Below are 10,617 nucleotides of genomic sequence, written 5' to 3' on the forward strand. Positions count from 1 at the left end.
CGAAGGCACATCTGCAAATGGAAGCACCGATCGCGAGACATCTCAGCCAGTTTAACACATTGGCTCCGGCGAAAGGTGGGCACTGCCAAGCGATGCCATGAGGCCCCGATCGCGCGCGCGCCTTCGACCGTGCAATAGCCAACTCAACGTAAAGCCGCGTTTGGCGCGAAGCACAGCTATGAACAGAGATGCCTAGTTGCCCTCGTTCCAGATGTCGGTGGTCAGCTTCCAATCATCGTCGACCTTCTCCCAAACCACGACATACTTTCCAGTCACATCCTTCGGTGTCGGTCCCTTGGTCTTGAGGGCGAACGTCCCAATCTCGCGCGCCGCGGATGGGCCAAGGGGCTTAACGTCAAGGGTTGCGAGCTTCGGATCGCCAACTTGTTCCGCCATGCTTTTCCACATTGCCTCGATGGCTGATCGGCCGTGCACCATCGCAGAACCTGGCGGGAATGCGGTCGCATCCGTGCTGTAGAGTGACGCAACTCCAGAGAAGTCGCCCTTGTTGAACAATTCAATCCATTTCGCATTGATGGCCTCGATCTCGGCTTTTTGAGCCAAAGCCGGTGCGGTAAACGAGATCACGAATGCAATCATCAAGGCTATGCTACGCATGATCATCTCCAAATATGTTCGATGCGAATGCAGGGCGGACGTTGACTTGACAAGAAGCGGATGCGTTGAATGAGGCATCCCAGACCGGGTTCGGCGCGCCAGCAATTCCGGGGAATTACCGTCAGCAACATTGACTAACCAGCGCTGCGCGCCTCACCAGCGACCTGAGCGGTTTTGATCCCAATGAGATTGCGAACGATCCGATGCGTGCTGGGCTCGAGCTGGTCGAGGATCTAGAAGAAAAGAAATGTGGGACCGCTACGCAGGAGGCAGCGCCACCATCCTGCAACCGCCTGCGCATAGCGCTGGCACGTTTGAGGCAGTCACGGCGCCTCACCAAGCGCTGATGTCGGCTTCGGGTCCAAAAACTGACGGTGTCCCAAGAGACGATTGCCGCCTATCGCTCGACAAGCAGACATGTAGCTTAGCACTAAGTCCCTTTTCGCTGTCGCTCAGAGGTACCAGTGGGCGCATCTCGTGCGTTATGGTAGCAAATGCTTCGCGCACCAATTCTCGAGCCGGATGCTTGGCCAATGTGAAGCCCATAGCGACGACGTATCGCTTTAGGATTATGGTGCGCTCGGAGGGCGTTCGCATCTGCTGCAATTTCAGTCGCCTATCCCAACGATGAAGAGCCAAAGGTTCATATCAGCCTTGTAGGAGCGTTTCAGCTGCCATTGCCGCCCCAGGACCCTACGTCCGGAACGTAATCAGCGACCGAAACAATCAACAAGAGCAATGAAACTCGATCCTGATTGACCACCTTTATCGCTGTTTGTTCACGGGGTTTCGGTGCAGGATAGCGACCGCGCCGATTGGCGCCATGTGGCTCAAAGCGCTTGGTGTCGAAGATCCTCGAGCCGACCGTGGGCCGAGCTGATAGGATCGAAAGCTAGCTCCGCGCGTTGACTAGTTAGCCCAAATGGGAGGTCAACAATGGCTAAAGACCGAGACCGACGGGCGCCGACGGCCGCGGAACGCGAAGCAAACAAGGCATTCAAAACGGTCAGGCCGAAGGATGCTATGACGGATTACGCCAAAGCGCAAAAAGCGATCCACGATAATCGAGAGCGCCTAAAGGCCGAACGGCTGGCGCGGGAGGCTGAAGCGGCCAACCGCACAAGAGCGGGCTAAGCGTCCCATGTGGATGATCACGGAGGATCAAAGTTTGTGGAGGGTGAAATGGCCCTACACTTCCGCCGAGTCGATACTGAACTGGAGATATGGATCGCAAGCAGCGACGACTATTCATTCGTCATCAGCAACGAGAGCCGGAGTGGACCTGGATTGCATGGAGAGCCGGGCTTTGTTGCATCATATCGCCCCGACTTTCTGAATATGCCAGCGGCTCACGTATCCGGGTCTCCCTTCAGTTCGTTCGCTGAAGCCGAGCGGGCCTGCAATGCGTTCCTGGGGCGCCTCATCATTAAGGGATGACTACCGTTATCAGCCCTTCACCTTCGCTCGGCGGTGATGACGACGCGATCGGCCGGCTAGGAACGTGGCCGCGTCTTCCGTAGTTGCCATTGGCGCGAATAAACAACGGAGGGAAGCGCGATGGGACGAGGTGTTTTGCTTTGGCTTTTGGGCGTACCAATTCCTGTGATCATCCTGCTGTGGTTGTTCTTCGGGCACTGACTAGGGCGTAATTGCCGGGCGACGTGCACCACGCAGTCTACTGGCGCAGATAACTCGTCAGGCCCCTGTCAGGTTTGGCGCTCACACTCCCCCCGCTTGGGCTGGTTGCGCATCTAACCCCGCTCGGAAGCGTTGTTCGCCTCACCCATCGAACCGACACCGCCTATCCATGTGCCGACGACCTCAAAGTTCGGATTAAAGGCGACAAGATCCGCGCGGTATCCGGGCGCGATCCGTCCAAGCTCGGACCCAAGGCCCAGAAATGCCGCGGGCGTCCGGGAAGCCATGATAAGAGCATCGACAAGGGAGATTCCGATGAGCGCAACAGCGTTGCGCACCGCCTCGATCATGGTGAGGTGAGCGCCCGCGAGCGTGCCATCCCGGTCAGTCAGGCGATTGTCGTGCAACGTGATCTCCCTTCCCTGTAGCAGGAATTGCCGGTCGCTCGTGCCCGCCAATGGCATGGCATCGGTAACCAGTGTCAATCGATCGCGTCCCTTGCAGCGCAAGGCAACACGCAAGCAGGCGCGGTCAACGTGGATGCCGTCGCAGATGATCCCTGCAAACAACCGGTCATCTCCCAGCGCGGCACCCACCAAGCCGGGCTCTCGGGCGGTTAACTGCGACATGGCATTGAACAGATGGGTCACCCCCGAGACGCCGCGATCGACCGCCTGCCCGATTTCGGCTGCGGTGGCGTCGCTGTGGCCGGCCGCGATACGCAATCCGGCGCCGATCAATTCATCGATCATGGACGCGGGCACGCATTCCGGTGCCAAGGTCACCATGGAGCGACCGCGGTCCCCGAAGCTTTTAATGGCGGCGAGATCGCACCGATCGGGCACGCGTATCTCGGCTTCCGGATGAATGCCCTTGCGAGACCTGTTGAGGGCCGGACCTTCCAGATGAAAGCCGAGCACGCCAGGAATTTCGAGGCACGCCTGAGCTGCTACAGCCAATCGTTCGATGACCTCGCTTCGATCGGTGATGAGGGTTGGCAAACAGCCCGTGGTGCCGGCCTTGCGGTGCGCCTCGACGATGCGGCGAACGCCGGCCTCCGTTGGCTGGTCGTTGAGAAGAACGCCGCCGCCTCCGTTCACCTGAACATCGACGAATCCGGGTGCAAGTATCGCATCCCGAGGAAGGTGGATCGAGGCGCGCGCCTCCTCGGTAATGCCTTCGATCCGCCCCTCCGATATCCTGACCGACCCCGGCCCGCGCATGTCGGCACCATCAAAGATGTGCTGCGCTGCAATCGAGAAAACCACGGAAGACCCAGCTTGGCCCATAAGTGCTGATCCGAGAATGGCAATCACGGACTCGTGAGGCGAGTCCCGTGCTGTACAGGTCCTTATATGTACACAACGGGCTTGGGGGACCCGGAGCTAAATCCTTGCGTTAACTTCTAATGGAAACAAAAGGTACCACCTATCTCGGCATCGATGGGGGCGGAACCCGCTGCCGCGCCCGGGTCGAGGACGAAAACGGCAGGGTACTCGGTGAAGCGAGCTCGGGGCCTGCCACGACCCGTATTGGCTTCGACAGGGCCTGGCGGTCCATCATGGAGGCCACCGAAGCGGCGGCCGCACAGTCCGAACTGACGCGCGAGGATTTCGCGCGGATGCACGCCGGAATTGGCCTCGCCGGCATTGGTCGCCGGGGCGCGGAAGCGGCGCTCAAAGAGATCCCGCATCCCTTTGCGTCCGTTATCTTCGTCAGCGATGGCCTAGCTGCCTGTCTCGGCGCCCATAGCGGCGCGGACGGGGCCATCGTGGTGGCCGGCACGGGCTCGGTGGGTGTCGGCCTGATTGGCGGCAGCGAGATCCGCATCGCCGGTTACGGCTTCCCAGTCTCGGACGAAGGCAGCGGCGCCGACATTGGCCTGCAGGTCGTTCGACTGGCGCTGCGGGCCGCGGATCGCCGCGGCGAGCTGACACCATTGCTTGCAGAGGTGCTGGGCGCATTCGATCAAGATCCTTATCAGGCCGTGGCGTGGTCTGAAGAAGCCCGGGCCACCGACTACGCCGCGTTCGCGCCGACCGTGATGCGGCACGCCAATCAGGGCGATCCGGTCGGTCGCCGCATTGTCGAACGCGCGGCCGATGCCATTGGCGATCTGCTTGATCTGTTCCTGGCTAAAGGAATTGACCGGCTCGCGCTGGTGGGCGGGCTCGCGGATGCGATTACGCCCTGGCTAACGCCTGATCTGCGCGCCCGCCTGAGGCGTCCTGACGCCGACGCAGCGGCCGGCGCGCTGCTTGTGGCCCGAGGGCGGCTCGACCTGCGCAAGCTGGACCCGCCCAAGAGAGAAACTGACCATGAACAGGCTTCGAAGTTCCGCGTTTGATGGTGCTTGGATCACGGATATGGCCACCGAAGAAGTCGATCCCAGATTTGCCGACCTTGATGCATGGTCGCTGACGTCAGCGATGGAAGCGATGTGGGAGGGCCAGCTTGCGGCGGTCGCCGCGATCGGCCATGCCCTTCCCGCGATCACTGCGGCAGCCGAAGCGGCCAAGACGGTGTTGGGCGACCGCGGTCGCATTGTATATGTCGGCGCTGGCACGTCAGGCCGCGTGGCGGTCCAGGACGGGGCCGAGCTGACGCCGACCTTCGCTTGGCCCCGCGAGCGCGTCCGCTTCGTCGTTGCCGGCGGTGACAGCGCGTTCGTCACCAGCATCGAGGGCGCGGAGGACGATGTCGATGATGCAGTCACGCAGATCAGCGCCGCACGGCTCACGCCGCACGACGTGGTGATTGCGGTAGCCGCCAGCGGCACAACGCCGTTCACGGTCGCGGCGCTGCAGCAGGCAGGGTCTTTCGATGCAGTAACGATTGGTGTCGCCAACAATCCCGGCACCGCACTGCTGGCATCGGCAAAGTTTCCGATCCTGGTCGAGACCGGCCGAGAGCTGATCGCCGGCTCCACGCGGATGAAGGCGGGCACCGCGCAGAAGGTCGTGCTCAACCTGATCTCCTCAGGGATCATGCTGCGCCTTGGCCGGGTATATCGCGGCATGATGGTGAACATGCCGCCGACCAATGCCAAGCTGAAGCGGCGCGCCGAGGCCATGGTGGCGCAAATCGCGCGCTGTAATCCGTCGCACGCGGCACGCTCGCTCGAGCAGGCCGAGGGAGACATCAAGATCGCAGTCCTTCTGGCGCTCGGTGTCGACAGGGTTGATGCGGAGACCGTTCTGGAGAACTGTGACGGCAACCTTCGGCAAGTGTTTGTCGAACTCGCCAGGAATCGTGACTCGCATCGTGACCGACTCCCAAAGGGAGCGGCGGGACGCGGCCGAGGCGGAGTGGTTGAGCCATGACGATATCCGCGATGGCGAGCGAAATCGGGGAAAGCGCGGATGTTGTCGCTAACATTGTTCGCAGCCGACCCGCCGCGCGCGACATCGCACAGCGGATTGGGATTGACTCCGCCCCCTTGTGCGTCGTGTGTGGTCGGGGAAGCTCCGGGCATGCCGGAGTTTTCTTGAGGTATCTTGTCGAGACGCGGCTTCGCCTTCCCGTTTCAGCAAGTGCTCCCTCGGTGGTCACGGCATTTTGCACACCCTTGATGCTGCGCGATGCGCTGTTCATCGTGATCTCGCAATCCGGGCGCAGCCCGGATCTCGTCGCAGCGACCAAGTCGGCACGAGCCTCGGGCGCACGCACGATTGCCATCGTCAATGCGACGTCGTCGCCGGTGGCTGACGAAGCGGAATTCGTCGTTCCGATCGAAGCCGGTCAAGAACACTCCGTAGCGGCGACGAAGACCGTGATCGGCTCGATGGCCGCCAGTGCCGGACTGGTTGCCGAGTTGGCGCAAGATCGTGCGCTGCGGTCAGCCCTCGACCGGCTGCCCGAGCGCCTGCACCGCGCGCTGGCGCTCGACTGGTCGGAGATTGCCGATGATCTCGTCAAGGCATCAGCTGTGTTTGTGGCGGCTCGGGGCCTGGGCCTGGGCTCGGCGAGGGAGATCGCGCTCAAGCTTTCGGAAATCATGCGCCTGCCCTCCATCGGACTGAGTGCCGCCGAACTGCAGCATGGGCCACGTGCCGCGTTATCGTCGCGCACGCCAGTTGTCATGATGCGTGTCATGGATGAAACGGCGGCCACGGTGGACGCACTGGCAGAGGAATTGCGCGAGCAAAAGATCGCGCTGCATCTCTGCGGCGGACCGCTTGGCTCGCTGCCTTGGTTGGTCGAGGATGACCCCGCCACCGACCCGATCACCATGCTCGTTCCGGCCTACCGGATGATCGAGCAGGCGGCATGCGCGCGCGGATTTGACCCGGATCGTCCCCCTCGCCTGAGCAAGGTTACCGAGACGTTTTGACTGATCGCTGGCTGGCGACCAAAGCGGGAGCGACATCGTCAAAACGTAACAAACGCGAGCAGAAGCGACCGAATGCGCGGCAAGGGCGACGAAGCTGATCGCTATTCTGCCGCTTACAACGGTCTGGTTGCAGGTTCAAGTCCTGCCGGGCCCACCAAGGAGATCAATAGCTTACTTCGTTCTCGTTGCCTGCAGCACCACCGGCGCACCAGAAGCCGCACCAGATACGTGCACTTTTCGTTCGTGGGGGCTCGCGCTCCGCAATCAAGCGACGCGTAATATCGCGGGAAGATGGCCATTCCGACAATTGCCGGCTCAAACCAGCACTGGACCCGCAATCGGATTTTTCTCTGGCGGAATGCCCGAATAGCAAACCGAGAGCTTCTGAGTGTAACTCAATGATCCGCTACAACGATAGTCGCGCCACAGGGAGCTGCCATGTCCGCTAAGGTCGTTCGGGTCGGTTTGAGGGACATCCGTTCATCCAGGCCAGGTTGAGGCCAAACAAATTCATAAGAGCAGACTGCTTGAGTGCCGTTGAATCCCTTCCGGTTGGGGTCAATCGCGCCGTCTTAACAATCGGCCATTCACTTCCGCTTTCCCCCCATAACCGGACGTACTCGCCGTTGGCCGCAACTTCGCATTTGGGCCGAAAGCAGTCGTTGGCACTTTAGTCCTGGTCGAGCTCTCCGATATGACGCTGGGCATATAGCTCGAGTCCGATCCTCGCGACGAGTTCGATCTGGGTTTCCAGAAAATCGATATGCTCTTCCTCATCGTGCATGAGTTGCTCAAACAGATCCCGCGTCACGTAGTCCTTGACCCGATGGCAATGGGTCGCAGCTTCAGCGTAGAGGGAGTGCGCCGACAATTCGGCTTGCAAGTCGCTATCGAGCACGGCCTTCACGGTCTTCCCGATATGGAGGGATTCCAGCGTCTGCATATTGGGAGATCCATCGAGGAAGATGATGCGTTCGATGAGCTTGTCTGCATGTTGCATCTCTTCAATCGATTCCTTGCGCCACGCCTTGGCCAGCACCTTGTAGCCCCAATTGTCGAGCAGGCGGTAGTGCAGCCAATACTGGTTCACCGCGGTGAGCTCGTGGCGCAGCGCTTTGTTGAGGTATTCGATGACGTCTTTATCGCCCTTCATGCTCCGCTCCTTTTCGCGGGTGCCACTGGGATCGATTGGTTGTGTGGGCGCCTGGACTTGATGTTTGGCCGACGCGATGGAGAGTTTAGAGCGTCAGCGCTTTCGGTTCGAGCAGCTTGGGGCATCTACCGCTCGCCGTGAGCGGCGACGCAAGGAAAGGGGCGCTCGGCGTTGACTTGCTCACCGTTCGACACACATGAGAGGTTAATCTCTGCGCCGCGACTTCAAAAGCGTAGGGAGGTAGAACAGGGAGTTCTGGCCATGATCGAGGGGATAAGCGCGCTCACGCTGGGCACCCATGACATGCCGCGAGCTGTCCGATTCTACCGAGCCCTGGGATTTGAGGTCCTGCATGGCGGCGAATGGTCGTCGTTCACTAGCTTTCGAGCAGGTCCGAGCTACCTCAACCTCATCGACCAGCCCGCCGAACGGCGCTGGTCCTGGTGGGGTCGGGTCATCTTCTACGTCACCGATGTTGACGCACTTTACGAACGCGCGCTCGCGGTGGGTTACCAGCCGGCGACTGTGCCCCGCGATGCCGAATGGGGTGAGCGCTTCTTCCACCTAGCTGACCCCGACGGCCACGAACTCAGTTTCGCTCGACCTTTGCATCGGGCTTCCGTCCAATAGCGGTTCGAAGCGGCCTGCATTCCAACTGTCGCTGCGAAAGGGTATTGTTCCGACAGACGGCCATCGCCCTGACGTCAGCTTCGGCTCGGGCTATGGCGCGTTCTCTCGAGCAAAGATCAAAGGATGGCAACGAACGGTCGCACCGTCACTGTATTCGGCGGAACCGGATTTCTCGGCCGCCGCATCGTTCAGCATCTGCGCGATCACGAGTTTCCCGTCCGGATCGCGTCAAGGCATCCAGATCGCGGGCGCAGTCAGTTTGGACCGCATGATTCCCAACTTCTGTTCGTCCAGGCCGACATTCACGACGAACGGTCCGTCGCAAATGCGCTTGCCGGCGCTTATGCCGCTGTCAACGCCGTCAGCCTTTACGTCGAGCACGGGCGCGAGACGTTTCATTCCGTTCATGTCGAGTCCGCCCAACGGGTCGCGGCCCAGGCGCACCGGGCCGGAGTCAAAAGACTCGTTCACTTGTCAGGCATCGGCGCCGATGCCGCGTCTCAATCGCGGTACATCCGAGCGCGCGGCGAAGGTGAACTGGTGGTCAGGGCTACGTTTGCCGGCGCGCAAATCGTCCGACCCGCCGTCATGTTCGGACCGGACGATGCGTTTCTTACGACCATCCTCAATCTTCTCCGGCGACTGCCGATCTATCCGATGTTCGGCCGCGGCTCGATGAAACTGCAGCCGGCCTATGTGGAAGATGTGGCGGAGGCGACTGTCCGGATCATCCAGCGAGCCGAGACGCAACCGACGATCTCCGAGTGCGGCGGCCCTCGCGTTTATTCCTACGAAGAATTGGTCCGAATCGTCGCGCATCAGGCTGGCCTCGCGCCCATCCTGGTCCCGATCCCGCTCGCCGTTTGGCACGCGCTGGCATGGGCTTCCGAAATACTCCCGGACCCGATTCTCACGCGCAATCAGGTGGAGTTGATGCAGATCGATACCGTGTCGTCGCCTGGCCTTGTCGAACTTGGGATTTCGCCGCAGCCGGTTGAGGCAATACTCCAAAAGATGCTGTCAAAGTGCGGATGACGAGGGCTCATCGGTTAAATCCGCTTCAGATGGCGGGTTCGCGCGCTGCTGTTACAGGACGCGATGGCGTATCCGGCGTTCGACGGCGGCAATATGGCTGCGCGCCGTCGGCAGCCGCAGGTAGTTCGGGGTCAACTGACCTTGGACGCGTACCTCTAAATCAGGATTGGTGAGCGTGGCTCTGTATCCGCTTCAGTCCGAAAGCGACTGGAGTGCGGCGTCGCCGCGAAATGACGCGATGGGTCATGAGCGTCGATTGGTTCATGCCGCACGGACGTCCGGTCTACCGCCAGCAGCAGAAGGCAAAGCAAGCATCGAGGCCGGACGCTTTGGGCCATGTGTGGACGGCTCCGGGCAAGGGTTTTCTTCACGCCTGCGGCGTTGGTCGGAGCGGCCATGTGTTCGGCCTGTTTGCGCGGTTCCTTGCACTGTATTGCGGAAACAATTCAAACAGGCCGGACATCGGCAATCCAAACTCTTCGTTCCGGCTGCGAGATGGCAGTTGCTACAGGCGAGATTGTTGCGCGCAAACCGCCTTGCGGTATCCGCGACTTCCGGGCCGATATGCGCATATGTCGCGGTGATGAGGTCGCGTCCCTCCGCACCTGAACACCGAAGGCATCGTTCGGCAACGCACCGGCCTGCCGCCTCCACCGCGCACGGGCGGACCCCCGTCACGAACATCCGCAACACATCATCGCCGCACTGGCGCGGCTGGCTGAAGCCGGAAAATCGGTGCCTGGTGCCGTTCAACAACTTCGCTGAATACGCCCCGGAGCCGAACCCGGAGACCAAGAAAAAGGACGCCGTCTGGTTCGCGCTGAAAAACGATAGGCCACTGACAGCCTTCGCCGGCATCTGGACCGAGTTCAAGGGTGACCGCTGGACGAAGTCCTAACCGATCCCCGGGCCCACCTCGTCTATGGTTTCCTGACAACGGCGCCGAATGCAGTCGTGGCACCGATCCATCCCAAGGCGATGCCGGTCCTAACAACCGACGAGGAGCGCGATGTCTGGATGCGCGCGCCATGGGACGAGGCCAAGGCGCTGCGGCGTCCGTTGACCGACGATGCGCTAGTGATCGTCGCACGCGGTGAGGCGAAGGAAGATATCTTGGTGTCACCATGAGGCCGTGGTGGCGTCTCGTCGCCGACGCCCAAAGTAAAGCACAAGCTGCCGGCCGCGGCATTTGGGCGGGATCTTTCGGGCC

Annotated in this window: 9 protein-coding genes and 2 pseudogenes; 7 read left to right on the forward strand and 4 right to left on the reverse strand. The window is 61.0% G+C overall.

What is annotated here, in order from left to right:
• Positions 1–192: 192 nt before the first annotated feature.
• Positions 193–618, reverse strand: coding sequence for a YybH family protein (locus RX327_RS35215; protein ID WP_028337662.1), 426 nt, complete (start codon positions 616–618; stop codon positions 193–195).
• Between the two features lie 936 nt (positions 619–1,554).
• On the opposite strand from RX327_RS35215, the gene RX327_RS35220 reads away from it, so the two are divergent.
• Positions 1,555–1,752 (forward strand): hypothetical protein, encoded by a 198-nt coding sequence (locus RX327_RS35220; RefSeq protein ID WP_080667310.1) that lies wholly within the window; start codon positions 1,555–1,557, stop codon positions 1,750–1,752.
• A gap of 617 nt (positions 1,753–2,369) precedes the next feature.
• Here the strand turns inward: RX327_RS35220 and nagA are convergent.
• Entirely contained in the window at positions 2,370–3,545 is a 1,176-nt protein-coding gene (gene nagA, locus RX327_RS35225; RefSeq protein WP_050385592.1) for an N-acetylglucosamine-6-phosphate deacetylase, read from the reverse strand.
• Positions 3,546–3,664: 119 nt separating this feature from the next.
• Between nagA and RX327_RS35230 the strand changes: the two genes are divergently transcribed.
• The 3 genes from RX327_RS35230 (at position 3,665) to RX327_RS35240 (ending at position 6,589) form a co-directional block, all read left to right on the forward strand.
• Positions 3,665–4,603, forward strand: a complete 939-nt coding sequence (locus RX327_RS35230) for a BadF/BadG/BcrA/BcrD ATPase family protein (RefSeq protein ID WP_028337660.1) — start codon at positions 3,665–3,667, stop codon at positions 4,601–4,603.
• A 19-nt stretch (positions 4,604–4,622) separates the two neighbouring features.
• Entirely contained in the window at positions 4,623–5,579 is a 957-nt protein-coding gene (locus RX327_RS35235) for an N-acetylmuramic acid 6-phosphate etherase (RefSeq protein ID WP_028337659.1), read from the forward strand.
• A 164-nt stretch (positions 5,580–5,743) separates the two neighbouring features.
• Positions 5,744–6,589: an SIS domain-containing protein gene (locus tag RX327_RS35240; RefSeq protein WP_244482281.1), complete on the forward strand. Its 846-nt coding sequence runs from the start codon at positions 5,744–5,746 to the stop codon at positions 6,587–6,589.
• 670 nt (positions 6,590–7,259) lie between these two features.
• Here the strand turns inward: RX327_RS35240 and bfr are convergent.
• On the reverse strand, positions 7,260–7,742 hold the full coding sequence (gene bfr, locus RX327_RS35245) for a bacterioferritin (protein ID WP_028337657.1): 483 nt from the start codon (positions 7,740–7,742) through the stop codon (positions 7,260–7,262).
• Between the two features lie 261 nt (positions 7,743–8,003).
• On the opposite strand from bfr, the gene RX327_RS35250 reads away from it, so the two are divergent.
• Complete coding sequence (locus RX327_RS35250) at positions 8,004–8,372, forward strand: VOC family protein (protein WP_028337656.1); 369 nt, start codon at positions 8,004–8,006, stop codon at positions 8,370–8,372.
• Positions 8,373–8,495: 123 nt separating this feature from the next.
• Complete coding sequence (locus RX327_RS35255; protein WP_028337655.1) at positions 8,496–9,407, forward strand: complex I NDUFA9 subunit family protein; 912 nt, start codon at positions 8,496–8,498, stop codon at positions 9,405–9,407.
• A gap of 421 nt (positions 9,408–9,828) precedes the next feature.
• Here RX327_RS35255 and RX327_RS35260 read toward each other — a convergent pair.
• Positions 9,829–10,039, reverse strand: a pseudogene (locus RX327_RS35260) (cystathionine gamma-synthase); the annotation flags it as partial.
• On the opposite strand from RX327_RS35260, the pseudogene RX327_RS35265 reads away from it, so the two are divergent.
• Positions 10,028–10,535, forward strand: a pseudogene (locus tag RX327_RS35265) (SOS response-associated peptidase family protein); the annotation flags it as partial. The pseudogenes RX327_RS35260 and RX327_RS35265 overlap by 12 nt on opposite strands.
• Between the last annotated feature and the right edge of the window lie 82 nt (positions 10,536–10,617).

This window comes from Bradyrhizobium sp. BEA-2-5 (assembly GCF_032918025.1).
Taxonomy (GTDB): Bacteria; Pseudomonadota; Alphaproteobacteria; order Rhizobiales; family Xanthobacteraceae; genus Bradyrhizobium; species Bradyrhizobium pachyrhizi.

Excerpts from the sequence above, each read along its gene's own strand:
- RX327_RS35220 (WP_080667310.1), top strand. The coding sequence starts at position 1,555 with ATGGCTAAAGACCGAGACCGACGGGCGCCGACGGCCGCGGAACGCGAA.
- RX327_RS35235 (WP_028337659.1), top strand. The coding sequence starts at position 4,623 with ATGGCCACCGAAGAAGTCGATCCCAGATTTGCCGACCTTGATGCATGG.
- bfr (WP_028337657.1), bottom strand. The coding sequence starts at position 7,742 with ATGAAGGGCGATAAAGACGTCATCGAATACCTCAACAAAGCGCTGCGC.
- nagA (WP_050385592.1), bottom strand. The coding sequence starts at position 3,545 with ATGGGCCAAGCTGGGTCTTCCGTGGTTTTCTCGATTGCAGCGCAGCAC.
- RX327_RS35230 (WP_028337660.1), top strand. The coding sequence starts at position 3,665 with ATGGAAACAAAAGGTACCACCTATCTCGGCATCGATGGGGGCGGAACC.
- RX327_RS35255 (WP_028337655.1), top strand. The coding sequence starts at position 8,496 with ATGGCAACGAACGGTCGCACCGTCACTGTATTCGGCGGAACCGGATTT.
- RX327_RS35215 (WP_028337662.1), bottom strand. The coding sequence starts at position 618 with ATGCGTAGCATAGCCTTGATGATTGCATTCGTGATCTCGTTTACCGCA.
- RX327_RS35250 (WP_028337656.1), top strand. The coding sequence starts at position 8,004 with ATGATCGAGGGGATAAGCGCGCTCACGCTGGGCACCCATGACATGCCG.